The 25,323-nt window shown below is 41.6% G+C and carries 25 protein-coding genes and 1 riboswitch; of the genes, 19 read left to right on the top strand and 6 right to left on the bottom strand.

Annotation, left to right across the window (positions count from 1 at the left end):
- Positions 1-171: 171 nt before the first annotated feature.
- The 3 genes from NIE32_RS08345 to NIE32_RS08335 all read right to left on the bottom strand — a co-directional run bounded on the left by NIE32_RS08345 (position 172) and on the right by NIE32_RS08335 (position 3,301).
- Positions 172-1,305, bottom strand: coding sequence for a vitamin B12 independent methionine synthase (locus NIE32_RS08345; protein ID WP_253054746.1), 1,134 nt, complete (start codon positions 1,303-1,305; stop codon positions 172-174).
- Between the two features lie 261 nt (positions 1,306-1,566).
- Positions 1,567-1,676: riboswitch (SAM riboswitch) on the bottom strand.
- A gap of 191 nt (positions 1,677-1,867) precedes the next feature.
- Complete coding sequence (locus NIE32_RS08340; protein WP_253054745.1) at positions 1,868-2,530, bottom strand: nitroreductase family protein; 663 nt, start codon at positions 2,528-2,530, stop codon at positions 1,868-1,870.
- 174 nt (positions 2,531-2,704) lie between these two features.
- Entirely contained in the window at positions 2,705-3,301 is a 597-nt protein-coding gene (locus NIE32_RS08335) for an NAD-dependent epimerase/dehydratase family protein (protein ID WP_253054744.1), read from the bottom strand.
- Positions 3,302-3,599: 298 nt separating this feature from the next.
- Between NIE32_RS08335 and hemA the strand changes: the two genes are divergently transcribed.
- From hemA to hemL, 5 genes are read left to right on the top strand one after another with little or no spacing between them, the layout of a single operon-like run.
- Complete coding sequence (gene hemA, locus NIE32_RS08330) at positions 3,600-4,967, top strand: glutamyl-tRNA reductase (RefSeq protein ID WP_253054743.1); 1,368 nt, start codon at positions 3,600-3,602, stop codon at positions 4,965-4,967.
- A gap of 57 nt (positions 4,968-5,024) precedes the next feature.
- Positions 5,025-5,957, top strand: coding sequence for a hydroxymethylbilane synthase (gene hemC, locus NIE32_RS08325; protein WP_253054741.1), 933 nt, complete (start codon positions 5,025-5,027; stop codon positions 5,955-5,957).
- Complete coding sequence (locus tag NIE32_RS08320; RefSeq protein ID WP_253054739.1) at positions 5,929-6,768, top strand: uroporphyrinogen-III synthase; 840 nt, start codon at positions 5,929-5,931, stop codon at positions 6,766-6,768. The genes hemC and NIE32_RS08320 overlap by 29 nt, the downstream gene beginning before the upstream one ends.
- Positions 6,752-7,750, top strand: coding sequence for a porphobilinogen synthase (hemB, locus tag NIE32_RS08315; protein ID WP_253054737.1), 999 nt, complete (start codon positions 6,752-6,754; stop codon positions 7,748-7,750). Before NIE32_RS08320 ends, hemB begins: the two co-directional genes overlap by 17 nt.
- Entirely contained in the window at positions 7,747-9,039 is a 1,293-nt protein-coding gene (hemL, locus tag NIE32_RS08310) for a glutamate-1-semialdehyde 2,1-aminomutase (RefSeq protein WP_253054735.1), read from the top strand. Before hemB ends, hemL begins: the two co-directional genes overlap by 4 nt.
- Positions 9,040-9,228: 189 nt before the next feature.
- On the opposite strand, the gene hemE is transcribed toward hemL, so the two are convergent.
- Entirely contained in the window at positions 9,229-10,263 is a 1,035-nt protein-coding gene (gene hemE / locus NIE32_RS08305; protein ID WP_253054733.1) for a uroporphyrinogen decarboxylase, read from the bottom strand.
- 327 nt (positions 10,264-10,590) lie between these two features.
- Between hemE and NIE32_RS08300 the strand changes: the two genes are divergently transcribed.
- The 9 genes from NIE32_RS08300 (at position 10,591) to NIE32_RS08260 (ending at position 17,897) form a co-directional block, all read left to right on the top strand.
- Positions 10,591-11,298, top strand: coding sequence for a response regulator transcription factor (locus NIE32_RS08300; RefSeq protein WP_253054731.1), 708 nt, complete (start codon positions 10,591-10,593; stop codon positions 11,296-11,298).
- Entirely contained in the window at positions 11,295-12,713 is a 1,419-nt protein-coding gene (locus NIE32_RS08295) for a sensor histidine kinase (RefSeq protein WP_253054729.1), read from the top strand. The genes NIE32_RS08300 and NIE32_RS08295 overlap by 4 nt, the downstream gene beginning before the upstream one ends.
- 299 nt (positions 12,714-13,012) lie before the next feature.
- Positions 13,013-13,201 (top strand): hypothetical protein, encoded by a 189-nt coding sequence (locus tag NIE32_RS08290; RefSeq protein ID WP_253054727.1) that lies wholly within the window; start codon positions 13,013-13,015, stop codon positions 13,199-13,201.
- Positions 13,202-13,224: 23 nt separating this feature from the next.
- Complete coding sequence (locus NIE32_RS08285; protein ID WP_253054725.1) at positions 13,225-13,506, top strand: DUF2933 domain-containing protein; 282 nt, start codon at positions 13,225-13,227, stop codon at positions 13,504-13,506.
- 233 nt (positions 13,507-13,739) lie between these two features.
- Complete coding sequence (locus tag NIE32_RS08280) at positions 13,740-14,630, top strand: cation diffusion facilitator family transporter (protein ID WP_253054723.1); 891 nt, start codon at positions 13,740-13,742, stop codon at positions 14,628-14,630.
- A gap of 399 nt (positions 14,631-15,029) precedes the next feature.
- Positions 15,030-15,845: an N-acetylmuramoyl-L-alanine amidase gene (locus NIE32_RS14360; protein WP_253054721.1), complete on the top strand. Its 816-nt coding sequence runs from the start codon at positions 15,030-15,032 to the stop codon at positions 15,843-15,845.
- A gap of 111 nt (positions 15,846-15,956) precedes the next feature.
- Positions 15,957-16,409: a DUF3290 family protein gene (locus NIE32_RS08270; RefSeq protein WP_253054719.1), complete on the top strand. Its 453-nt coding sequence runs from the start codon at positions 15,957-15,959 to the stop codon at positions 16,407-16,409.
- A gap of 13 nt (positions 16,410-16,422) precedes the next feature.
- A complete protein-coding gene (locus NIE32_RS08265) occupies positions 16,423-17,088 on the top strand; it encodes a DUF421 domain-containing protein (protein WP_253054717.1) in 666 nt (221 codons plus the stop codon).
- Positions 17,089-17,156: 68 nt separating this feature from the next.
- Complete coding sequence (locus tag NIE32_RS08260) at positions 17,157-17,897, top strand: YdcF family protein (RefSeq protein ID WP_253054715.1); 741 nt, start codon at positions 17,157-17,159, stop codon at positions 17,895-17,897.
- 274 nt (positions 17,898-18,171) lie between these two features.
- On the opposite strand, the gene NIE32_RS08255 is transcribed toward NIE32_RS08260, so the two are convergent.
- A complete protein-coding gene (locus NIE32_RS08255; protein ID WP_253054810.1) occupies positions 18,172-18,627 on the bottom strand; it encodes a CBS domain-containing protein in 456 nt (151 codons plus the stop codon).
- A 527-nt stretch (positions 18,628-19,154) separates the two neighbouring features.
- Between NIE32_RS08255 and NIE32_RS08250 the strand changes: the two genes are divergently transcribed.
- The 4 genes from NIE32_RS08250 to NIE32_RS08235 all read left to right on the top strand — a co-directional run bounded on the left by NIE32_RS08250 (position 19,155) and on the right by NIE32_RS08235 (position 23,120).
- Positions 19,155-20,594: a glycoside hydrolase family 68 protein gene (locus NIE32_RS08250; RefSeq protein WP_253054713.1), complete on the top strand. Its 1,440-nt coding sequence runs from the start codon at positions 19,155-19,157 to the stop codon at positions 20,592-20,594.
- Between the two features lie 177 nt (positions 20,595-20,771).
- Positions 20,772-21,761 carry a LacI family DNA-binding transcriptional regulator gene (locus NIE32_RS08245; RefSeq protein ID WP_253054711.1) on the top strand — a complete coding sequence of 330 codons (990 nt, stop codon included), beginning with the start codon at positions 20,772-20,774 and terminating at the stop codon, positions 21,759-21,761.
- A gap of 153 nt (positions 21,762-21,914) precedes the next feature.
- A complete protein-coding gene (locus NIE32_RS08240; RefSeq protein WP_253054709.1) occupies positions 21,915-22,184 on the top strand; it encodes a glutaredoxin family protein in 270 nt (89 codons plus the stop codon).
- Positions 22,185-22,460: 276 nt separating this feature from the next.
- A complete protein-coding gene (locus tag NIE32_RS08235; protein WP_253054707.1) occupies positions 22,461-23,120 on the top strand; it encodes a VTT domain-containing protein in 660 nt (219 codons plus the stop codon).
- A gap of 445 nt (positions 23,121-23,565) precedes the next feature.
- Here the strand turns inward: NIE32_RS08235 and larD are convergent, their stop codons facing one another.
- Positions 23,566-24,276, bottom strand: coding sequence for a D/L-lactic acid transporter LarD (gene larD / locus NIE32_RS08230; protein WP_253054705.1), 711 nt, complete (start codon positions 24,274-24,276; stop codon positions 23,566-23,568).
- A 323-nt stretch (positions 24,277-24,599) separates the two neighbouring features.
- Here larD and NIE32_RS08225 point away from each other — a divergent pair, with 323 nt between their 5' ends.
- Complete coding sequence (locus NIE32_RS08225) at positions 24,600-25,313, top strand: AraC family transcriptional regulator (protein WP_253054703.1); 714 nt, start codon at positions 24,600-24,602, stop codon at positions 25,311-25,313.
- Positions 25,314-25,323: the final 10 nt, after the last annotated feature.

Here is a 25,323-nt window from a genome sequence, read left to right as displayed (position 1 = left end):
TTAAGTATATGTTATTTGAAAAAAGGCCTCTAACCCTAAGAAACTTAGGTTAGAGGCCTTTTTGATTTTAATGAGAGAAGACTTATAGAAACTGAGTTAATGAATTTCGGAGTATGTCAAAGAGTTGTTTGTAGTAGGGGAGTCGATCGGTGTAAAAAAGATTGATGTGGGTTAATCTTCCTTACCTGTCCAAACTTCCTTTGCTGTATCAATGACTAATTTTAATTTTGCCCATTGCTGCTCCTCAGTTAATTTATTGCCTTCTTCGGTTGAGGCGAAGCCGCATTGTGTGGAGAGACAAAGGTTCTTCAGTGGGACATAGTTCGTCGCTTCTTGAATCCGTGCATGCAGCAGTTCTTCAGATTCAAGTTCTGGAAATTTTGAGGTGACAAGACCAAGGACCACTTTCTTATCTGATCCTTGAGTGAAAAGATCACCAAGAGGCGAGAAATCACCGGAACGGTCGTTGTCATACTCAAGAAAATAGCCGTCGATATGAAGCTGGGAGAGGTAGCTTGCCACAGGGCCATAGCTACCTGAGAAAAGAAAAGTGGATTTGAAATTACCGCGACAGATATGGGTCGTAATGGTTAGATCATCAGGAAGGTTATCCAGTGCGCCATTTATTACGGTGACGCTATCTTTTGCGATTTGCTCGTATTTTTCTTTTTCTTCAGGACTTTTTGCATTGATGATTTGATTAATCAGGAAAGCCCAGGTTGTGTCGTCAAGCTGCAAATAACGACATCCTAAATCATAAAAATGTCGAATTGTTTTACGATAGGCTGTTGCCAGATCATCTAAGAAGTCCTTTCGGGATTGATAATAATGAACAGCATTATCATCGCGATTGTCTCGAAAATAGAGTGTTGGACTGGGGATGGTTTGCTTTGCGAGGATCCCATCAGGAACAATGTTCTGCAGAAATGTAAACGCAGCGAAGAATGGATGATTTGGATTGTAAGAAACCTTATCATTAAATCGGACATTGGTATCGCGGGTTTTTGCCCCTTTAAATTTGTAACTGGCATTCTGAGCATACGTTTCGACACCATTGAGTCCGGCTAAAAAGTCGAGATGCCACCAGCTGCGACGAAATTCACCATCAGTCACTGCTTTAAGACCAAGATCAATTTGTTTCTTGACAATTTTCTTGATTTCTTCGTCTTCCACTTGGGTCAGTGCAGTTTGGTCAATTTCTCCTGAAAGAAATTGTTCACGTGCAGTCTTCAATGCAGCTGGTCGAAGCAGACTGCCGACTTGATCAAATCTGAATGGTGCTTTTTTACTTGTGCGTACGGTCATTTTACTCTCCTCCTAATATTAGATAATCGCTTCAACATTTGTTCGTTTACTTACAAAATTGCTCATGAAAAATGTTCCATCGAATAAGTTGAAATCTTTTAGTTTTGCTGTACGACGAGCAAGCTGCTGTGATTCCAGCTGATTTATTTCTATGGTAACTAGATTGAAAACCAGAAGTCAGCGCTGAAGTATGGATGCAGAAGGGATTGAGAAAAAGAAAAAGCCCTCTTCGGGAAGAAGAGGGCTGTGCGCTCAAGTCTCTTCTTATCCCTCACACACATTGCTGTGTCTGCTGGGATTAGCACCTTGTCGCTGTTGCGACGGTTGCTGAAGCGTCATCGGGCCAGTCCCTCAACTTCTCTAGATAAGAATATAAATCATTCATTTACTATTCGATTGACTAATAGTTTACGATATACGTTCACTTTCTTCAAGCCTTTTTCTAAAAAATGTTGTAATAATCGGAGCAGATTTGAGCGCAATCGAGTGTTTAAAGAGAGTAAACGGTGGACTAGAGACAATTTCTCTTAGGAAACTTGGGTTGTTGAGCAAGCAATGAAGGTTAATTGTTTGGCGTACCGACAACCTGATTCGCTTCATTCCATGAAACCACGCGTTCAATAGGCAGACGAACACTTTGATGTGCGGGCTTTGCCGCTTTGCCAATAGCAACAAACATAACAGGCACATAGCGTTCAGCATCTACACCTAGTGCCTGCATCACTTCTTTACGTTCGAATCCGCCAATTGGGTTTGTATCGTAGCCGTGCGCCTTAGCAACGAGCATCAATTGCATGGCGACTAATCCACCGTCAATTAATGTATGTTCTCTGATTTGCTGTTTCGTCAACTTTGCAAAGGATTCGGGAAGTACGTTCATATAGTAGTCCTTCACGTCTTGAGGCATTAATTTTTTCTCTACAGCTGCGGAGAAAATTTCATCTGCGTAATCGATATGATTCAAATCGCCTAAGATGAGAATCATCGCTGAAGAGGTCTCAAGTTGTGATGTATTAAAACGAACCAATTTCTCTAGTCGTTCTTTGTGGTCTTCGACGACGACAAATCGCCAAGGTTGCAAATTAACAGAAGAAGGTGCTTTTGTTGCTTCTTCAAGGATTTGTACCATTTCTTCATGCGGAATTTTGAATGATGAATCATACACTTTCACTGAGTGCCGTTCATTGATGACCGTGAAAAAATTAACAGATTGCTTTGTTTCCATTTAAATACTCCTTGCTTCGTGCATGCATTTTTTATGAAACATGTTCAATATATGTGGGACTTGAATCAACTGAATCAGATAAAAGAGCATCATTTACTATACTGTATCTACACTTAGCGTTCAATAAAAAGGTCCTGGAATCGTGCAATCCAGCTCTGGAGAAGAAGGCATGAATCATTCGGGGATGCTCATGACGATTTGCTTTGCCAAAGTTTCCACTCGGATTGGTTGAATAAATGACATTGAAGGGAACATGGAGACGGTTTTTATTGGAAACGCTAAGAGTTGTGAAATCGGACGCTGCTTGCCATAGACGAGACTTGGCCGAAAGATTTGTACCGGTTGTGGCACTGTTTTGAGAATAGCCTCTGCTTGCCTTTTCGCCTTCAAGTAGTTGCGCCCAAAAAGTGGCGGCGCTAGGGCAGCGGATACGAAGATACCGGATGCTTCAGGATGTTGCAGTAAAAATTGTGCCATGATCTTTGCCGGATCGACAATAAAATGCTGGTAGGATCTTTCCTTTGATTCCCATAAAATGCCAATCAAATCAATCATCACGGAACAATCGTCACAATACTTGAGCCATTCCTCTTCATTAAAAATATCGGCAGCAATCCATGTCATCTGTTCATGTGTTGTCCATGCTTCGAATAAATGTGCCGGGCGTCCATGGCTAGATATGCTAACGACCTGTTTCCCTTGGTTTATCAATTCTTGGCACACATGGCGACCAATAAAGCCGCTTCCTCCGAGAACGATCATTTTTTTCATCACGTTGTCCTCTTCTCATTATGATTCTATTTATTTTCATTATTAATCAAATTCACTTGTAATCCTAGTGTTTGGATGCAGAGCATATCATTCTCAATTTTGTTGAATAAAGCTATACGGGAAGATTTGAACATTTTGTGACAACAACGTGACAAATGTCACTTTGGTAGTACTTAAACATTGATTTTAGATCACTGATTTGATACGTTGAAGGATGTAGTTGGACTTAACACCAATGGTTTGTACCATTAAAAATAGATTAATCATACAGTAAAAAGAAATCGGAGGAAGTCGTTTCATGCACATTCTGACAATTGGAGTCAATCATCGAAACACTCCGGTAGATATCAGAGAACAACTGACGTTTCAACCCGAAATGTTAGAGCAAGCACTTACTGAATTAAGAGAAACAAAGAGTATCTTTGAAGATGTGATTCTGTCTACATGTAACCGGACAGAACTTTATGTGATTTGTGATCAGTTGCATACAGGTCGCTATTTCAGTAAGAAATTTTTTGCTGATTGGTTTCACATGACATCGGAAGCACTTATGCCTTATCTCGTGATGAAAGAAGACCAAGAAGCCATCCGTCATTTGTTTCGGGTGACCTGCGGACTGGATTCGATGGTTCTTGGCGAGACGCAGATTCTCGGACAGGTGCGGACGAGTTTTCTGACTGCGCAACAAACCGGAACGACGGGGACTTTTTTCAACGAACTCTTCAAACAGGCTTTATCTCTAGCCAAACATGCACAGGATGAAACACAAATTAATGATCACCCGGTTTCTGTCAGCTATGCTGCAGTTAAGCTCCTACAGGACAAATTTGGTGCACTAGAAGATAAATCGGTGCTGATGATTGGTGCTGGCGATATGAGCAGATTAGCACTCAATCATTTAGCAAGTAGCGGAATGAGTCATCTTACGGTCATGAATCGAACAAAGAGCAAAGCAGATCTTTTAGCTGATCAATTTCATGGAAAATCCGCAGCTCTAGATGCGATGGAGACATGTATTGAACAGAGCGATATTGTTTTCACGTCAACTTCAGCATCAGACTTTATCATCGATGAGTCCATACTTTTACCGCTCATTGAAATGCGTGGGAACAGACCTCTGATTCTCGTTGATATCGGAGTTCCCAGAAATATTGATCCTGCAATCGCTCAATTAGATCACGTGTATCTATTCGATATTGATGACTTGGAGAAAATCGTTGACAGCAATCTGGAGGCACGCAAAAAAGCAGCTTCTCAAATTGAAATGCTGATCAATGAACAACAAGAAAAATATTCAGAATGGCTGCATACACTTGGCGTCGTTCCAGTGATTTCTGCATTGCGGAGAAAAGCACTTTCGATTCATTCTGAGACGATGAAGCGTATTGAAAATAAACTGCCCGAAATGACCGAGAAAGAGCGTAAAGTCATCAGCAAACAGGCGAAGAGCATGATTAATCAGTTGCTGCGCGATCCGATTAACAATATTAAAGAATTAGCCGTCTGCGAGCACGGAAAGCATGCGATCGATCATTTTGCGGAAATTTTTAATATCGCGGAGGACGTTGATCATTCACCTAATCAAGTGATGACACTGGAATTAAAAGCATTTACCAAGGAAAAAGATGATCAAAGCGCTCATCAAAAACCGATCAATATCGGCTAGATACTAGTCTGATCAACGATTGAAACGACCGTTAAGAAAGAGAAATGGGGCTATGTAATGAGAACGATTCGGGTTGGATCAAGGAAGAGCAAGCTAGCTTTGGTTCAGAGTGGTTTAGTCATTGAGAGTCTGTCAAGCAAATCTGACCAATTTACCTTCGCAATCCAGCATATTGTTACGAAAGGCGACCGGATTTTGGATGTGACGCTTTCAAAAATAGGCGGGAAAGGTTTATTCGTGAAAGAAATTGAGCGCGCTTTGCTCGACGGCACCATCGATTTTGCGGTGCACAGTATGAAAGATATGCCTGCTGAATTGCCTGATGGACTTGAGATTTCCTCCATTCCTTTACGTGAAAATCCGCATGATGTATTGCTTTCCCGCGGACACAAAAAACTAGAGGAACTTGAGCCGGGAGCTGTGGTTGGAACAAGCAGCCTTCGTCGTGCTGCTCAAATTCTGCAAGCTCGGCCAGATCTTACTATTCGCCCGTTAAGAGGAAATGTGGATACACGGATGGCTCGACTAAATTCTGGCGACTTTGATGCGATCATTCTTGCTGCGGCAGGGATGAATCGTCTCGGGGTCACAGAAAAAGGCGAAGATCTGCCGTTTCATACAATGCTTCCGGCTGTTGGACAGGGGGCGCTCGCGATTGAGTGTCGATCGGAAGACGCTGAATTAAAAGCGTTACTGAATACCATAAATCACGAAGAAACTGCAGTCACGGTACGTGCAGAGCGTTCATTTCTAAAGCGGCTTAATGGGAGCTGCCAAGTTCCAATTGCTGCATATTGTGAACGACAGAACGATGGCAAGCTCTCGCTGAGCGGGCTGATTGCCTCGCCTGATGGGACAAAAGTGCTGAAAACGCATTGCAGCGGTGAGAAGCCTGAGTTAATTGGCATTACGGCGGCAGAAGAGTTATTGGATCAGGGTGCAGGAGAAATACTATCAGAACTTGGACTGGAAAGTGATTCGGATGCTTGATGAGGGGAGCTTTACACCGCTGAGCGCGAAGCGGGTGCTCGTGACTCGTGCACAGCATCAATCTGCCTCCGTATGTGCTCGCATTCGTGCTTACGGTGGCGAGGCTGTTTCCATTCCGCTCATCGACTATCACAAAACGAAGCTTTCTACAGATGCACTGCGCACATGGCTTGAGGCTGTTCAGCAGGCAGACTGGGTGATTTTTACGAGCCAAAATAGTCTTGATTTTTTTATGAGGTTATCCGATCGCCCAGATCAACTAGACGGAGTGAAGCGCGCAGTGGTTGGAAAAAAGACCGCTGAGCGGCTTAAGTACTATGGAATGCGAGCAGATTATATCCCTGATCCCTATTCTGTGCAAGGGTTATTAAATGCCTTTGAAACTGGGGTGGTTAAGGCAGATCGGATTGTAGTGCCACTCGGGTCACGATCAGACAAAGGATGGCTTGAGAAACTAAAATCCTTAGGTATCAAGGTCACCAGTTGTGTCCTTTATCAGACTACGGTAAGCTTCTCAAGTAAAGCTCGGCTAGAAGAAGTTGTGGGTTCAGGGTATCTTTCTGCAATCACGTTTGCAAGTCCATCAGCAGTACACTCTTTTACAGAACTTTTACCAGAGAGCAGTTGGCGCAGTGCATTGAAAAGTTGTACAATTGCAGTCATTGGATCCACTACTGCTCAGGCACTCGAAGCGCTCGGATACACACCAGATGTTTTACCGAAACGCTTTACAGCCGTTGATATGATTGACGCACTGGCAAACTATTATTCTAAAGAAGAAGGAAGTCCTTGTAATGAACAGCAATCTTAAATTTGATCGTCACCGCCGACTAAGGGGCACACCGGCTATTAGGAAGATGGTACGCGAAACTTTTCTGCGACCATCAGATTTCATTTATCCTATTTTCGTGACTGAAGAGGGGAGCAATATCAAATCTGAAATCAAGTCCATGCCAAACGTGTATCAATATTCATTGGACCGTCTCGATGAAGAGTTGAAGGAAGTTGTGTCATTGGGCATTCCTTCGGTGATCATTTTCGGTATTCCGAAAGAAAAAGATGCCGTCGGTTCGGGCGCTTATGATGAGAATGGTATTGTCCAAAAGGCGATTCGTTTGGCTAAGAAGAATTATCCGGATCTTGTGGTGATTGCGGATACGTGTATGTGTGAATATACAGATCATGGGCATTGCGGAATCATTCACGATGGTGATGTGGATAATGATGAAAGTCTGGCCTATATTGCGAAAACTGCGGTGTCACAAGCTGAAGCGGGTGCAGATATCATTGCTCCTTCAAACATGATGGACGGGTTCGTTGCGGCGATTCGTCAGGCTCTTGACGAAGCAGGATTCACGCAAATTCCGATCATGTCCTATGCAGTAAAATTTGCATCTGCGTATTTCGGACCGTTCCGTGATGCAGCTGAAAGTGCACCGAAGTTCGGAAATAGAAAAGGTTATCAGATGGATCCTGCGAATAGGCTTGAGGCACTTCGAGAAGCAGAATCCGATCTTCATGAAGGTGCCGATTTTATTATCGTGAAACCAGGGCTTCCTTATCTTGATGTGATGCGCGACGTTCGCAATCAAGTGAACTTGCCGCTTGTTGCTTACAATGTCAGTGGGGAGTATGCAATGGTCAAAGCAGCTGCCATGAACGGATGGATTGATGAAAAGGCAGTTGTTTTGGAAACATTAATTGCGATGAAGCGCGCGGGTGCGGATCTGATCATTACTTATCATGCCAAAGATGCTGTTGTTTGGCTCAAGGAAGAAGAGAAAGGCGAATGAGGGATTTCAGCAAATCGATTGCTGCATATAAGGAAGCAAAACCTTTAATGCCGGGTGGTGTCAACAGTCCGGTTCGTTCATTTCCTTCGGTTGACCTAGATCCTATTTATATGGATCACGGCAAAGGTTCGAAAGTCTACGACCTCGATGGAAATGAGTACATTGACTATGTACTGAGTTGGGGACCGCTGATTCTCGGTCATGCCGATGAGAAGGTTGTAGAATTCATCAAAAAAACAGCAGAAAAAGGGACAAGTTTTGGGTCACCGCATGTACTTGAGACTAAGTTAGCTCAATTGGTTATTGAGCGTGTGCCATCCATTGAAAAGATTCGGATGGTCAACTCCGGAACAGAAGCCACGATGAGTGCCATTCGACTTGCACGCGGTTATACTGGCCGAGACAAGATCTTGAAATTTGAAGGGAGCTATCACGGAAGTGCCGATTCACTTCTGATTAAGGCGGGCTCCGGGGTTGCCACCCTTGGCTTACCGGATAGTCCGGGCGTCCCTGCTGAGCTGGCAAAGGATACCTTGACGGTTCCCTATAATGATGCGGACAGTGTTGCAGAAGTTTTCAAACAGGTTGGACATGACATTGCTTGTGTCATCGTTGAACCTGTGGCGGGGAACATGGGCGTTGTTCCTCCAATTCCAGGCTTCCTTGAGTCGCTCAGAAAGATCACTAAAGAATACGGTGCACTGCTGATTTTTGATGAAGTGATGACCGGATTCCGTGTTGGTTATCATTGTGCTCAAGGGTATTATAATGTTACTCCGGACCTGACTACACTTGGAAAAGTGATCGGTGGCGGTCTTCCGGTTGGTGCGTACGGTGGGAAAAACGAAATTATGAGTCAGGTTGCACCGGAAGGACCTGTTTATCAAGCCGGTACACTATCAGGAAATCCTTTAGCAATGGCTGCCGGTTACATGACTCTTTCGCAACTGACACCAAAAGATTATGTCGCATTCCGTGTAAAAGCTGATCGACTAGCTGAGGGCTACAAAGAAGCAGCAGAACGTTATGGTATTCCGCTCGCAGTGAATCAAGCAGGCGCCATGATGGGCTTCTTCTTCACAGATCAGAAAGTGATTAATTACAAACGATCGAAGTCGTCCAACTTGGATCATTTCAAGAAGTACTTTGCTGCGATGATTGAGCAAGGAATATCGCTCCCACCTTCGCAATTTGAGGGTCTTTTCCTCTCGACGAAGCACTCAATGGAAGACATTGAAAAAACGATCCATGCTGCCGAAAATGCATTCCGCAAAATTGCAGAATCTTGATGGCCGTTTTAAAGTGCTTCAGGCACACGCCATCTCATATAGAAAACTTTTAACGAATATATATAAAATGAACTCGAGCAGAACGATGCTCGGGTTCATTTTTAATATGGAGGTATCCTGTTTTTTTAGAGGATAAAAGGACCGCATAGGTTGTGATCCACAGGTTGATGTTCATGATTCAATGCATCCTTACTTTTCTTTTGAATACCCATGAACAAAATTGGTCAGTGCCAGCAACGTTTCTTCTTTGACCTCAGGAAACACACCATGGCCGAGGTTGAATATATAGCCTGGTCGGCCACCGATATGATCTAAGAGAGCCTTGGCACGTGTTTCCAGTTCATCTTGGGGTGCAAGGAGTAATGCAGGATCAAGATTCCCTTGAACAGCTTTCGTAATTTCCAGCCTGTTCAAATCATTAACGGAAGTTCGCCAATCGAAAGATAGGACATCGACCGGAAGTTTATTCCATTCTTTTAACAGATGCCCAGCTCCTGCCGCAAAATAGAGCGTGACCGCTTTGGTTTTTTTCAGTTCGGTAAAAATTTTCAACATAGTCGGAGCAATATAGACTTGGTAATCTTCTTCGCTAAGTGCGCCTACCCAGGAATCAAAGATTTGGACAGCTTGTGCACCGGCACGGATTTGTGCCTTTAAATAGTTCAGCGTCATCTCTGCCAAATCTTCCATTAATGCTGTCCATTCTTCAGAATGTGCGTACATAAATGCTTTTGTCTGATGATAGTTCTTGGAGGGACCGCCTTCAATCAAATAACTTGCTAAGGTAAACGGGGCACCGGCAAAACCGATTAACGGGACATTCAGCTGTTGATGCAGCAATTCGACTGTATCTAGAACAAAAGGCAAATCGTGTGCCGGATCGAGTTGCTTCCATTGCGCAAAGTCGGCTCCAGATCGGATCGGATGACTGAGTACAGGGCCGACACCTTCAACAATTTCAACCTTTATTCCTCTTGCTTTTAGCGGGGTCATGATATCGGCAAAGAGAATGGCCGCATCGACACCTAACTTTTCGACGGGAAGCCGAGTGACTTCGGCACAGATTTCCGGATGGTGACTGATTTCAAAAAAAGAATAACGTTCGCGAATCGCTCTATATTCAGCTTGATAGCGTCCGGCTTGTCTCATGTACCATACCGGTGTGTAAGGGACAGCTTCTCTGCGGCAAGCTTTTAGAAAAACATCATTAAACAGTAGACTCATTCCTTTCATATTACCAATGTATATAGTTTATCATTAAAATAACTATCCCTCTATTATAGGATTGACGACTTTCCCTTCATTGACAGTCTGATTGCTGGTTTCATCACAGAAATTATGGGTAATTCAGCTCTCACTTTTCTTTAAAAATAAATTGGATTCGACATGTTTTCAACACAAATTCCACATAATTCTTACTTATAATCTTTAGTAAAAAATAAACATTGACCTGAAAAATAATGGACGGGGAGTACTTTACTATGGAACAAAAAATCCCAAGGCTTTTCGCCTTGACTCTTACTTTTTCCTGTATGATGAGAGAAGGTGATCATGTTGAAAAAATTAAAAGTCTTAATGGTTGATGATGACTGGAAATTGCGTAATTTATTGCGCATTTATTTATCAAAGGAAGGATTCGATACTGTTGAGGCGGCTGAAGGTCATGAAGCGCTGCTAAAAATTCAAAATCAGTCTTTCGATTTGATTATTCTTGATGTAATGATGCCGAACATGGATGGTTGGCAGGTTTGTCAGTCTATTCGGAAGACACATTCTGTCCCCATCCTAATGCTAACGGCTTTAGGTGAAACCAAAGAGAAAGTCCAGGGACTGGAACTTGGTGCAGATGATTATTTAACCAAACCCTTTGATCCCGATGAATTGATTGCCCGTGTGCATGCATTGATCCGCCGCGCATCAACAGCCTCCTCAAATCAAATGGAAAATGATGTTCTGAACTTTCCATCCTTGTCGATTGATAGAGATGGGAGGCAGGTCATGATTCAGGATCGCCCGCTTGAACTTACCCAAAAGGAGTTCGATCTATTTGACATGCTCGCAATCAACAGTGGGCGTGTTCTTTCAAGAGAACAACTGATTGAAAAGATATGGGGCTTTGACTTTGAAGGCGACGCACGAGTGGTTGACATACATGTGAAAAACATCAGAGAAAAGCTGAAAAAGGGTGGGTTGCATTATTCCCCAATTCAGACAGCATGGGGGATTGGCTATAAATTCAATCCTGAGGTAAAATCATGACCATTAATCGAATCGGCCTAAAACTGGGTGCTGCGATTTTGGTGCTGATCATTATCATACTTGTGTCCTTGGGTCTTGCTGTTGATCGGTTATTCACAAACTTTTATGAGATGCAAATGAGAGAGGACGCGCAGGAAATCGCTGCGCATTTTACTACGATGGTTGAATCCGGTGATACTTCATCCCGATTGATGATCCGAACATTTGCCGAGTTTTCAGACGTGAAGTTCTTATGGGTGAATGCTGACGGAAAGATCGTGACACTTTCGGGAGAACACCCGGAGAATCTGTCATTGCTCAGAGTGCATGATACCCGACGTCTGCTCGCCGGTCACCCTACAGAATTTCAAACAAGTGATCCAAAAGGAAATCGCTTTTATGTCGTTGGTAAGCCGATAAAGGTGGGCAACGCGACAAAACCGGCGATTTATATCGTTGCTTCAATGAACAAGGTAGATGATTCCTTGCAACGGCTTCGGAACCTGCTGATCCTGTCTGGACTAGGTGCATTTCTACTTGCTTTAGGCATGATCCTGATTATGAGTAAACTTCTGTCCCGCCCGTTGCTTCAAATGCAGCAAATGACTGAGAAAATGGCAAAAGGCAATTGGGATGCTCGACTTCAGATTGGAAGTCGAGATGAAATCGGTTTGCTTGGGCATTCGATTAACGATCTTGCCACAAGCCTGCAAAGATATCGGGATACGCGACGAGCTTTTTTTTCCAATATTTCACATGAACTTCGAACGCCGGTTACTTATCTTCAGGGCTATTCTAAGGTTCTGGATGAAGGGATGATTCAATCTGAAAAAGAAAAAGAACAGTACCTCTCAATCATTTATGAGGAATCCGTTCGTCTTGAACACTTAATAAATGATTTGTTCGATCTCTCAAAGATGGAGGAAGGGCAGCTCAAATTATCAATGGAGTGGCTGGACCTGAAACAAGTTGTGACAACTGCGGTTCAGAAAGTGAAACTTAAGGCAGAAAATAAACGGCTGAGTTTGCAGATGGAGCTATATGACCGTATTCCGTTCATTCGTGGAGATCGTAAACGGATGGAGCAAGTCCTGTTAAACCTATTGGAAAATGCCATCCGCTATACAGAGAGCGGAGGTGTTCATGTTCGTCTGACAAGACAAAAGGAATCAACCATTCTCTCCATTTCCGACACAGGTGTCGGTATCGAAAAAAATGAATTACCCTACATTTTTGAGCGATTTTATCGAGTGGAAAAGTCTAGAGCTCGTGAATTTGGCGGGACGGGCTTAGGTTTGTCCATCGTCAAAAAATACGTTGAAATGCAAGGCGGAACGGTTCGAGTTGACAGCCAAATTGGTGTCGGGACTACTTTTATACTCACTTTTTCACAAAAAAAGCAGAGAAGGGAAGGGATGAGTCATGAAAAAAATTGATTGGTGCTTTTCCCTATTTCTCATGATTATCGGACTGACTTGCCTGTTTTTCTCTGCTAATTCTTTTGGTCATGAGAGTTTTCTTGCTTTTGGAAGGACTTTTTTCAGAGTGTGCATGTGGGCGGCATGCCCTGTACTTGTCTTTAGCGGCTTGTATTTATGGTTTTATTACAGAAATAATGGGTAATTACGAAAACCTTTTTTCTTTTTTAAATACTCGCTTTCTACATGTATTCTACACAAAATCAACACAATTCTTGTCTACAATCCTTAGTAAAGGCTGAGAGGAGGAAAAGACTATGGATTTAAGTTGGCTTGCGCTACTTGCTTGTCCGCTCATGATGCTCCCAATGATGTTAATGATGATGAAGGGGGGCCATTCGCAAAAGGATCACTCGAATCACCAAAGAGCTTCGAATGAGCTTAACGAGTTGAAAGAACAAAATAATCTTCTGCGTGAAGAACTTCAGCAGCTCAAAAATAAATAAGGGAAGATAAGGAGGAATGATTTATGAATTGCTGTGGAAATCATGATAATCACAATCAGAGCAGTAAGAATCATAGTCATGAGAATGAAAATCAAAGTGCTCATGGAATACATCAACACAACCATAATTTGATGATGGCCGTATGTCTGATTATCCCCATAGCCGTGATCATTGGTCTGTTCTTTACTGGTGGATTTTCGGGATCAAACAGCTTGCTCATACTGGCAGCAGTCCTCATATGTCCGTTAATGCATCTATTCATGATGCCGGCAATGATGAAGAAGGGTAATGGACATCGTCATTGATCTACCAAAAATAAGGAGTTAAAAGACTACTCTTCAAAGGGATGAGAACTCGATTGGGTTTTCGTCTCTATTTTATGCTTTTCATGATCATCATGTATTTGTGAATGTTGCTCACGTAAAACACATTTTTCTTACAATAAATTACCTTCTTCATTGAAAAAAGATTGCTGTAGACTCACCCACATTCCTTTTGTTACCATGGATCTACGTTATAAAGACGAGGGTGGTAATTGATGGAACCGTCAAGAGTAGCATTTCTGTCTGTAGTAAGCAATACACTTGTTGTTTCATTAAAAGTTATTGTTGCGATGATTACAGGCTCTGTTGCTGTGTTGTCTGAAGCAATACACACTTCACTAGACTTGGCAGCCTCACTCATTGCTTTTTTCTCAGTACGCATATCAGGCAGACCAGCCGATAAAATCCATCCCTATGGACATGGAAAAATTGAAAATATATCAGGAACGATTGAGACGCTGCTGATCTATGTGGCGGGTATATGGATCATCTATGAATCGGTAAAAAAATTGATTCATCCTGAACCTATACAGCTTCCGACATTGGGTGTAGTGGTGATGCTGGTCGGCGCGACGATCAACTTTTTCGTATCACGTTTAATTGATAAAACAGCAGAGCGGACCCACTCCGTGGCAATGAAATCCAATGCCTTCCATTTATTGACGGATGTATATACTTCGCTCGGCGTTGCCGTCAGCTTGCTGCTGGCGACATTAACCGGATGGTCTTTTTTGGATCCAATTATCGGTATTGTTCTTGCATGCTATATCATGTTTGAGGCCGCCAAACTCATGTGGGTATCCTTTCCTCCGTTATTAGACGCACGACTGTCGGACAAAGAAGAAAATAAAATTATGGAAATTATTGAAGGCTATAAGAATGAGTTCATTGAATTGCATAACTTTAGAACAAGACGTTCAGGTCCGGAAGAGTATATTGAATTTCATCTTGTCGTTCCTTCTCACCTTAAGATCGATAGTGTAGAAGAATTATCGGATCGGATCGAGGAGAGCATAAAGAGTGAGATACCTCGGGCACAAATTCTCATCCACGCTGAGCCGGAATATGAGCGGAAAAATACACTACAAAAAAAGGATTCGGTTTAAAAGTACAGCACAATTCTTGATCTCTTTTTAGAAAACGTTTACACTGAATGATTTAAAAAATAGTAATATGAACATAAATCCACGAAGAGCTAAACTTTTGCCTCGAAAATAGGTAATAAAAGAAATGGGTACCACGAACATCATTCTCCAATCATACATGTGGAGGGTGATGTTTTATTTTCTGAGAGTATGAAGTCCTGATCAAGTCGATTGGATCAATAAAGTTGCGTAACTTTTTGTGGCTATCTCATTTTATACGCAAATCGCGTTATATTTTTGAGTGATATTATCTATCTTTAAATTTTCACCGGACAAGGTGTTTTTTTCTATATACAAGTGAGGTGTCCTTTCAAAACAGAGGGGACAATCATAAAAGTATAGAAAAGGAGTTGTTCACTAGTGAAATTCAGCATTCATGCCGGACATAATTCATTTGTGCCCGGTGCTCGCGGCTATATCTCAGAGGAATTTGTTAACCGGAAGATCAAAGTTGCAACCATTCGTTATCTTCGAGCAGCCGGACAGACGGTCTATGATGATACCGATGACTATGGAAGAACGCAGAATGAGAATTTGGCAGCGATCGTTCATAAGGTAAACAAGCACCGCGATCTTGACCTAGCTGTTTCGATCCACTTAAACGCAGGAGGTGGGACAGGTATTGAAGTCTATCAGTACGACGAGAAAACGAATGGAGTTGCAGGTCGGATCCTAAACAACATTTGTGAGGTTACAGGGCTTACGAACCGCGGCTTGAAAAAGAATCAAAGTTTCTATGTGCTCAGAAATACCAAGCCTTCGGCGCTTTTGATTGAATGCGGTTTTGTGGATACGAAGACGGATGCAATGCTTGTCGCAAGTAAAACCGAAGTCATTGGTCATGCCATTGCGGAAGGAATGCTTGGGAAGAACATTCAGACTAGAAATGCTGCGTCTCGCACATCGACACATGAATTTGATCAGTCGTTACCAGCAGAAGTCAAAGGAACAAAGAGAAGCGTGGTTAAATTAGTGAGTTCGTATCCGGGTTATTTAATCAAACGGGGAAGTCGTGGAGAAGAGGTCAAACGTATTCAACGTGCACTTTCTGTAACAGCTGATGGTATTTTTGGCGTAAAGACAGAAGCAGCAGTGAGGAACTATCAAAAGCGTCATCAGCTAACCGTCGATGGTGTGGTAGGTCCTAAGACATGGGCGCAGTTGTTCGCAGCATGAAAGAATATAATGAGTTCTCTACTTTTTACTTATAATAAAAAATAAATGGCGCATTCTCGGCATCAGTATAAGCACGTTAGATTATTTATAAGTTAAAAAAGGATGAGATCTTTGAACTTCTATAGCTATCACTACATCGAGAGTCAAACACATACACAAACTTTCGTACAAGTTGCGTTCATGGCCACATTAGTTCTTGTGCTGTTATTGATTATTATTCGCGCGCATAAGAAAAAGATGCCGTACAAATACAAAGAGATCGGAGTATTGATCTTAGTTCTGATTGTTCTACTTGGAGGGATACAAGTCAACGATCTCGTCAACAAAGAACATACACAGTCTCAATACCGCGGCGAGTTGAATCAAATGAAGAAAGTTGCCAAAGATCTGCACGAACCGATATCAACGATCTACTCAAATCACATGACACCTGAAGAAATAACAGTGTATAAAGCAGGTCAATCCTATTATAGAGTTGAGTTCAACGAGAATGATACTGATCACTATCTCCTTGAACAAATTCATGTACTTAATGGCGCAACAATCACATTTATCGACAAGTAAAGGAGAAACAGATATGTTTTCATATATGGATGTTGCCGTTAAACTTTTGATCGGCTTCATTTGTCTTATTATTTTTATTAATATGTCGGGAAAGGGCAACCTCGCGCCTTTATCAGCAGCGGATCAGATTCAAAATTATGTCTTAGGTGGGATTATCGGTGGTGTGATTTATAATCCGGATATAACCATTTTGCAATTCTTAATTGTGCTGTCGATCTGGTCTGGGTTGGTCGTGACGACACGAATTCTGAAATCACAGAACAGTAAAGTACGCAAGTGGATTGATGGAGATCCGATCATTGTCGTCAATAAAGGAAAATTAATCCCGGAAAATTTTAAAAAGGCAAATCTTTCGGTGACTGATTTCTCAACGATGCTACGGATGCAGGACGTGTATACGATTCAGGAAGTTCGCCGTGCTCAAGTTGAACAAAATGGACATCTCACGGTTCTAAAGAAGGACAGTGATCGCCTTGGTGTCCTTTTGATTGCTGAAGGCGCAATTGATTATGATATGCTGGATCTTATGGACAAAGACGAGCAGTGGTTAAGCAGTATGATAAAGGAACAAGGCGTGTCGTCAATTGATGACGTCTTTTGTGCGGAGTACTATAAAGGGACAATCAATGTGTTTACCGACGACATGAAGAAGCGAACGCGTTCACTTGCAGAACGATAGAGACGATTTTCTAAGTAGAAAGCGAATCTTATATAGGAGAACACATTCAGTGCTTAGGAGGTGGATAAATGGAGTACATGATAAAGTTTATTTATCGTTTTCTGCTGCCCCCGGGTCTCTTTGTCCTTGTGTTTGCACTCGCGAGCTTCGTACTTCTTCGAAAGAAACAACGGTTCGGCCACCTTATTGGTGGGATGACGCTTTTAATGTATCTTGCGACAATTCCCTTGACAGGTAGTTTATTAATCCATCCGCTTGAGAATCGTTATCTACCACCTGCACATCCTAAAGGTGATGTACTCGTGATGCTTGGTGGGGGTGCGACATTAGATACACCGGACATGAATGGTAAGGGACAGCTATCAGGAGATGCCGCAAACCGCCTGCTCACTACTTACCGTTTATATAAGCAGACAAAACTGCCAATTATTTTATCTGGCGGAAAAGTTTATCCGGATAGCGGAATTGAAGCGGAGATTGGAAAACGGCAATTGGTCGCTCTTGGTGTTCCGAAAAATAAAGTGATCGTAGAAAAGAAAAGCATTACAACAAAAACAAATGCGCGGAACACAAAAACGATTTTAGATCATCAACATTTTGTGCATCCGATCTTAGTCACTTCTGCTTTTCATATGCCACGTGCTGTGATGACTTTCAATAAGCTCAATGTCAAAGTCACACCTTATCCAACCGACTACCTAGTAAGTAAGCGCTTGGCAATTTACCCTGGTCAATTTGTTCCGTCTGAGGGTGGAACAGTCTATACAGCTCTAAAAGAATATGTAGGTATTTTAGCGTCACTTTTCTAAGGACTGCAGTGTTTGCGCACCATGATAATAACAAAATGAACTGTACAACAAATAAAGTGAAATTGCCGCCCAGTCCGCTTAAGCAAATTTCTATTTTTCGGCCAGCCCCTAATCCTCTCTCTCATCAAACGGATGCTACATAGAAATGAGTTCGGAAAGGAAAAGATCAATATACCACCAGCACCTGTCCTTTTTTAATTTAAGGACAGGTGCTTTAAATGGAAAAAAGTAAATTGAACAAGCAATTGACTGTTCGAGTGGTGCTACGCTGACATTAATGGACGCCTTGTGCAGAAATTCCTGATAATGCCTTTTCTGCTTCATGATCATATTGAGATTCTGTTGCGAGATCGCCTAGTGAAACAATTCCGATTACGCGTCCGTTTTCAACGATCGGCAATCGGCGAATTTGATGGTCCGCCATTAGTCGAGCTGCTTCTTGAACATCCATATCGGGTGTTCCAGATGTCAATGTGTGACTGCTCATACAGTCAAATACGGTCATTTGATCACTGTCTTTACCCTTTGCGGTAGAACGAAGTGTGATGTCACGGTCTGTGATAATCCCTTCAAATCGACCATTATCAGTAACTGGAATAGACCCAATGTTGTGGGTACTCATCAGCTCAGCAACGTCCTTCACACTCTGTTCCGGTGAGCAACAAATGACATCTTTGGACATTACATCACTTATTTTTTGTGCCAAATGAATCAACCTCCCTTCGTACATTAATTTTCCCGAAATGTTGAAAAGAATGATGGAAACACATTCCTGTTTGCTCATTTAGCCTTATTAATAAGAGAAAACAAACGTGTAATTTGTCCTATTCAGAATTTTTGCTGGATGTGCGGTACTTTTGTAGGGAATTTGGCAAGCTTATAGTAAAAATATCACTTAAGTGAAAACGAAACCAATTGAGTGACATCAATACTTCTGTAAATTACTCATAGTTATTTTCACAAAAAATCACAAATCTATTCATGTTGCTTTATCTTACGTTAAATATTATATTGTGAGTGGAATCGATTCCACATCGAAAAATAAAAAAAGATCGGAATACTAGTCATCCGATCTTAGAAAAAAATACTTCGTTATTTCAAAAGTGATTTTACCATCATTTTTGAATCATCCTGAATAATGTGGTTTTTTTTGCACATTCACACTTTATTGATGCGCAAGGACGTTTGCGCACTCAATGAAGTGATCGCAAATTAGGCGATGGCACGCCTATCTCTCGAAAGGGGAAAATTAAAAGAATGAATATCAAAAAGATGGTTAAACAAGCGACTGTTGCAACCTTTACTACAGCATTGCTCTTAGGTGGTGCTGCACAAACATTTGCAAAGGATTCAACAGATTACAAAGAATCTTACAGTATTTCTCATATTACGCGGAATAATATGTATAAAATACCGGAACAACAATCGAATGCACGTTTTAAAGTGCCTGAATTCGATGCATCAACGGTCCAAAATATTTCTTCAGCTCAAGGGTTGGACGTCTGGGATAGCTGGCCATTACAAAATGCCGATGGTACAGCTGCAGACTACAAAGGATACCATATCGTTTTTGCTCTTGCAGGGGATCCGAAAAACGGCAATGATACGTCCATTTACTTATTTTATCAAAAAATAGGCGATCATTCGTTACAAAGTTGGAAGAATGCTGGCCGGGTATTTAAGGACAGTGACAAGTATGTTGCAGATGATCCTCACCTCAAATATCAAACTCAAGAATGGTCAGGTTCAGCAACCTTAACAAAAGACGGCAAGGTGCGGTTATTTTATACAGACTTCTCTGGTGCCCCTGAAGACGGTGGTACCGGCGATGGAAATCAAGTACTCTCAACGGCTCAAATCAATCTCTCTCAGAACGATTCTGATACGCTGAAAGTAGATGGTGTATCCGACCATAAATCGATTTTTGACGGTGGCGACGGAACCCTTTATCAGACCGTTCAGCAATTTAGAGACGCGGGCATGTATCTTTCACCAGATAATCACACCTTAAGAGATCCTCATTATGTTGAAGATAATGGTCACAAGTATCTTGTGTTCGAAGGCAACACGGGAACCAAAGACGGTTATCAAGGTGAGGCATCGTTATTCAACAGAGCATACTACGGCGGAAGCCATACCTTCTTCGAATCAGAAAAAGAGAACCTTCTGAACAGCTCCAAAAAAACACTTGCATCTTATGCAAATGGTGCACTTGGTATTATTGAATTGAACAATGATTATTCCCTGAAAAAAGTGATGAAGCCGCTCATTACTTCAAATACGGTTACCGATGAAATTGAACGGGCAAATGTATTCAAAATGAATGGCAAATGGTATTTATTCACTGACTCACGTGGGGCGAAAATGACCATTAATGGAATCGGTGATAAAGACGTGTACATGTTAGGATTTGTTTCAGACTCCTTAACAGGTCCTTATCATCCATTAAACAAGAGCGGACTTGTATTGAACATGAATCTAGATCCAAATGATCTTACCTTTACTTATTCTCATTTTGCAATTCCGCAAGCGCAAGGAAATAATGTTGTGATCACAAGTTATATGACGAACAGAGGATTCTTTGCCGATCATAAAGCAACGTTTGCCCCAAGCTTTCTGCTCAACATTAAGGGATCAAAAACATCTGTTGTACCGAACAGAATCTTAGAACAAGGTCAGATCACAATCGGTAAATAATGTAATTCGTTCAACTGAATCATTAAGAGGCTAACTAGAAAAGGGAAAATGTCGCTATTATACAACGGCATTTTCCTTTTTTACTCTTCCCATAATTAAGAAACTGAGCGCCAATATTTTTTGGTATAATGGATTGAACCAACTAGGTGAAGTGTGATCGAGAGGAGGGAAACAGCGGTGACAACAATTAAAGAAATTGCATCGATGGCAGGAGTATCTCAGTCAACGGTTTCGAGGATGATGAATCAATCAGGGTATGTGAGCGAAGAAGCGAGAAAACGTATTCTTCATGTGATAAAAGAGACTGAATATATCCCGAGTACACAAGCGAAAGCGATGCGCACCAAGAAGTCCAATGTTATCGGTGTTATTTTACCTCGAATCAGTACACAAACACCTAGTCAATATGTTTCAGGCATTGATCGCGTATTAAGTAAACGGGGATTTCAGATTCTTTTGGTCAACACGAATCTGCAACGGGAAAAGGAAATTGAGTATCTGAAACTAATGAAAAGCCGTCAAGTTGACGGGATTATCTTGATTGCTACAAACGATAGTGATGAATTAATAAAGGAAATTCGAAATGTGAAACTTCCGTTTGTCGCTGTCGGACAATCGTTAGACGGATTTTCCTGTGTTGTTCAGGATGATTTTCGGGCGGCTGAGGAATTGATGACTTATCTCATAAATAAAGGCCATGTAAAGATTGGTTACATCGGTGTAGATGAGCGTGACAGGTCTGTAGGTTATCTCAGGAAGGCAGCTTATCGACATGTCGCTGAGAAACATAAGCTTGAGTTGGAAAGAAGCTGGATGCAGATCGGCGATTTTAGCACAATGTCGGGGTATAAAGCAATGGGAAAAATGTTAACGCAGTCGATTGAAGCACCGACTGCTGTATTTGTGGCAACGGAACATATGGCGATTGGAGCCATGAAGTATTTAAAGGAGCACAATTACCGCATACCAGAAGACATAGCGATTGTCGGAGTTGGGCACTCTGAATTGGGAGAATACGTGGAACCGTCGCTAACGACGATTAGCTATCCGAACGAGGATGCAGGCGTACAAGCTGGAAAGTTATTGTTGAATCAAATTAAAAATATCAATACGGTTCCCGAAAAAATAGTGATGAATTATACGCTTTTAGAAAGGGATAGTGTCTAAGGTTCCATACAGAACAGCACGTTATCAGAAGAAAATTAATGGAACCTTGGTATGTACTTTCCTGTAACCCTTTTACGTGGCTCATGATTTCAGGCAGATGATAGGACAGTGGCCACTGAATTTGGTTAAAATAGAAGAAAGGAGTGAGTACTTATGGCAGAAAAGAAAGTATTAATGATCACAAAAACCGTTTGCCCATATTGTGATCGGGCTAAGGTAGTTTTGAATCAGGCACTTGAAGGAAAATATAACGATCAAATTGAATTGTTTGTCCGTGAGGATGATGAAAATCGATTTACTCAACTCAAAGATAAATATCAATTCATGACCGTGCCGACCTTTATTGATAAGAAAACCGGCAAAGTTCTGAGTGATTCGAAGGAAGAAACGATCACTGCCTTTATGAAAGAAGCAATTGGATAAGCTCTGCTTAGAAAAGAAGTCTGAGATTCATAGCTCAGACTTCTTTTTCGTTTTGTTTAACCAACATAGGAAATCAAGTCGTGTAATTTTTCCGACAATAAACCTCTGCACGAACAATTTTGATTAGAATTTTTTCATAATCACTAATTTGACAGGATAAGTTGGCTTAGAGGGTTTTCTATTTTTGAAAAATTAGGTACGATGAAGCATAGGGAATGTAGGCAGCATTTTTCGTGAGCTGACATTAGATAGAGTCGAACTTAAGGAGACGTTGGGATGAATTCTATAGCGTGGTTTATTGATGTCTTTCTTCATATTGATCAATTTTTGACGCAAATCGTCAATCAGTATGGCGCGTGGACCTATTTTATTTTATTTGTAGTCATTTTTATCGAAACCGGGTTGGTTATTTGTCCATTCCTCCCAGGCGATTCATTACTGTTTGCTGCGGGTGCAATTGCTGCGCACAGTGCTTCTGAACTCAATATTGCATTACTCATTGTACTCATTGCTATTGCGGCAATCCTTGGCGACACTGTTAATTATTGGATCGGCCGTGAAATTGGCCAATCGTTAGAAAAGCACCATCGTTTCCATCGCTTAATCAATAAGGAGAAGATGGCGAAGGCGGAACAATTCTTCAATAAATATGGCGGGTTTGCGGTATTTCTGGGACGATTTGCTCCTTTCATCCGTACATTTATTCCATTCATCGCGGGAGCAAGCCGCATGCACTATCCGATTTTCCTTTTCTATAATATTATTGGTGGGGCTGTTTGGACGTTAGCCGGTTTAATGGCCGGTTTCTTCTTTGGCCAGATTCCATTCATCAAGGATCATTTTTCAGTAATCATGCTGTTGATCGTATTTGTCTCCATTCTGCCAATGCTCTATGTTCTGGTGAAGAACATGTTTCAAGGGAAAAAGTTAGATTGATGGATTTGGATAGAAAATGAAGGTGTCTCAAAAGTCTTCTGACTGTGAGACACCTTTTTATTAGGATCGTGTATTTTTGAATCAGTGGCTCCTGCGGGATCGCCGCTGAGGGTAACAAGCCCGTTGAATCCTACAGGCATTAGGGGTTCTTCCGAGGAAAGCTCCCGGCTTGAGCCTTGCATCCATTCAATCGTAGCGCGGCAAAAAGTTGGCGATCCTTTGGGATAGCCCCATATCATGTCGATTAAGTAGGCATCACAGAGATTCACTTTTTTTGCATCTAGTCAATTGAACGACGACGGTTTAATCAAGCCGAACAACCATCTGTTATTAATGATGTGGTAAAGGTACAGCACCCTATGGGTTCACACAAAGAAAAATACCGGAGCAGCAGTTTATTTCTGCGTTCCGGTATTTTTTTATCGTATTAAATTTAACGATAAGATTACAATCCAAGAAAATAACGAGCAAATAGAGCGGCACATGCAGCGCCTAGGAAAGGTGCGATACCTGGAACGAGTATGCCGTATTGCCAATCGTTATTCGCTTTTCCTCCGGGAATCGGCAAAATTGCGTGCGCAATACGTGGTCCCATATCTCGAGCGAGGTTCATGGCGAATCCAGTAGGACCACCCATGCCCATACCAATTGCCCAAACAAGCAAACCGACACCAATTGGAACAATGCCAGGTGTTTTTATCGTAGCGATTGCTAAGATTGCAGTAATAAAGATGAACGTATCGATAAATTCGACAAAGAAATTACGTGGTAAATTACGCACGTTTGGATTCGTTGAGAATATGTTACGAATTTTCACTCTATCAATATCTTTTGATGCCTTAAATTGATCGTAATAAGCGATGAAAACGACGATTGAACCGAAAATTCCGCCCAGTACTTCTGCAATACTTAGTGGAATCACACTTGACCAAGGAATATTGCCAAGTACCGCTTGGGCGACAACCATCGCCGGATTAATGCAGACATCTCCGAAAATAAACAATGCGATAGTGATACCGAATCCCCAAGTTGTAATGGCGAAAATGTGACCGGAATTCTGATATTTTGATGTTTTCAGCACCTCACAACAGTGTACGCCGACACCAAAGATAATCATTAACGCTGTTCCCAAGAATTCCGCAATTAATTGATGCATTGTTTCATTTTCCCCCTGCTATTTGTTTTAACAGAAAGAGTATAAGAGGAATACCATTCTATTTCTTTTCCATTATTCCGATTGCATTTAGCCAATATTCATAGAATCCGCTTACAAAAATGCACATTTATTGACTTATAAAAATTGTATTGCTTATTTTATTTTTCGAATGTGCAACTTAACAACATCGTCACACACCGATGATCAGTTATTTGATATACTTCAAATTGGAAAGGTTGTCTGAAATCAGGGGTTATGAGGTACGGATAATATAGGACATCCTAAAAACAACAGGGGATACAAGCTCGAGGAGGTCCGTAACATTGGAGGACATTTATTTCTATTTTGAGTCTTTTGGCAAGAAACAGCAGTATTGCAGTACCTTATATTATAAAATCTTGATTCCAATACATGGCTATCTAGATATCGTTACACAAAATGATGTTCAAAAGATTAATGGCAATCAGTTTTGTCTGCTGCCCAACCAGTGCACTTATTCATTAAGTTCAATCGGCTCCAATGAAAGCTTGGTTATTGAGATTCCCGAACGTTATATGCGTGAGCATTTTAACCATCGTTTAGAGGCAAACAACGCATTAATCTGGAATGCAAATTCGGTTTGGCAATCAATTAAGGAATTACTTATTCATGAAGTGATGCACAACAATCATGATGAAGCAGTTCTGCTCCTTAATTACTGGTTTCATAAAATGATGGATGAGCCGGCGAGCATATCCATAAGATATATTCACAAACATTATACTGAGAAAATCGATATTAAGTCTTTAGCAGCGATGGAACATTATACGCCATCCTATTATTGCGACTGGTTTAAACGCAAGATGAAAATGACGCCTCTTGAATATATTCACTTTTTGCGCATACACAGAGCAAAAGAATTACTGGGTGATCCGAAATTGAGCGTGTTGACCATTTCCTATCAGTTAGGCTATGAATACAATGCCTCATTTACAAAAATGTTTAAAAAATATGAACAGCAATCTCCTTCTGAGTATCGCGCTGCCATGAACTCTTGAACGATGTGCG

It is taken from the genome of Sporolactobacillus kofuensis, from assembly GCF_024125425.1.
GTDB lineage: Bacteria > Bacillota > Bacilli > Bacillales > Sporolactobacillaceae > Sporolactobacillus > Sporolactobacillus kofuensis.
This window is presented reverse-complemented; position numbering and strand designations above follow the sequence as displayed.

Excerpts from the sequence above, each read along its gene's own strand:
- hemL (WP_253054735.1), top strand. The coding sequence starts at position 7,747 with ATGAGGGATTTCAGCAAATCGATTGCTGCATATAAGGAAGCAAAACCT.
- NIE32_RS08335 (WP_253054744.1), bottom strand. The coding sequence starts at position 3,301 with ATGAAAAAAATGATCGTTCTCGGAGGAAGCGGCTTTATTGGTCGCCAT.
- hemE (WP_253054733.1), bottom strand. The coding sequence starts at position 10,263 with ATGAGTCTACTGTTTAATGATGTTTTTCTAAAAGCTTGCCGCAGAGAA.
- hemA (WP_253054743.1), top strand. The coding sequence starts at position 3,600 with ATGCACATTCTGACAATTGGAGTCAATCATCGAAACACTCCGGTAGAT.
- hemC (WP_253054741.1), top strand. The coding sequence starts at position 5,025 with ATGAGAACGATTCGGGTTGGATCAAGGAAGAGCAAGCTAGCTTTGGTT.
- NIE32_RS08290 (WP_253054727.1), top strand. The coding sequence starts at position 13,013 with ATGGATTTAAGTTGGCTTGCGCTACTTGCTTGTCCGCTCATGATGCTC.
- NIE32_RS08295 (WP_253054729.1), top strand. The coding sequence starts at position 11,295 with ATGACCATTAATCGAATCGGCCTAAAACTGGGTGCTGCGATTTTGGTG.
- NIE32_RS08285 (WP_253054725.1), top strand. The coding sequence starts at position 13,225 with ATGAATTGCTGTGGAAATCATGATAATCACAATCAGAGCAGTAAGAAT.
- NIE32_RS08235 (WP_253054707.1), top strand. The coding sequence starts at position 22,461 with ATGAATTCTATAGCGTGGTTTATTGATGTCTTTCTTCATATTGATCAA.
- larD (WP_253054705.1), bottom strand. The coding sequence starts at position 24,276 with ATGCATCAATTAATTGCGGAATTCTTGGGAACAGCGTTAATGATTATC.
- NIE32_RS08280 (WP_253054723.1), top strand. The coding sequence starts at position 13,740 with ATGGAACCGTCAAGAGTAGCATTTCTGTCTGTAGTAAGCAATACACTT.
- NIE32_RS08240 (WP_253054709.1), top strand. The coding sequence starts at position 21,915 with ATGGCAGAAAAGAAAGTATTAATGATCACAAAAACCGTTTGCCCATAT.
- hemB (WP_253054737.1), top strand. The coding sequence starts at position 6,752 with ATGAACAGCAATCTTAAATTTGATCGTCACCGCCGACTAAGGGGCACA.
- NIE32_RS08300 (WP_253054731.1), top strand. The coding sequence starts at position 10,591 with ATGTTGAAAAAATTAAAAGTCTTAATGGTTGATGATGACTGGAAATTG.
- NIE32_RS08345 (WP_253054746.1), bottom strand. The coding sequence starts at position 1,305 with ATGACCGTACGCACAAGTAAAAAAGCACCATTCAGATTTGATCAAGTC.
- NIE32_RS08250 (WP_253054713.1), top strand. The coding sequence starts at position 19,155 with ATGAATATCAAAAAGATGGTTAAACAAGCGACTGTTGCAACCTTTACT.
- NIE32_RS08265 (WP_253054717.1), top strand. The coding sequence starts at position 16,423 with ATGTTTTCATATATGGATGTTGCCGTTAAACTTTTGATCGGCTTCATT.
- NIE32_RS08260 (WP_253054715.1), top strand. The coding sequence starts at position 17,157 with ATGGAGTACATGATAAAGTTTATTTATCGTTTTCTGCTGCCCCCGGGT.
- NIE32_RS08255 (WP_253054810.1), bottom strand. The coding sequence starts at position 18,627 with ATGTACGAAGGGAGGTTGATTCATTTGGCACAAAAAATAAGTGATGTA.
- NIE32_RS08340 (WP_253054745.1), bottom strand. The coding sequence starts at position 2,530 with ATGGAAACAAAGCAATCTGTTAATTTTTTCACGGTCATCAATGAACGG.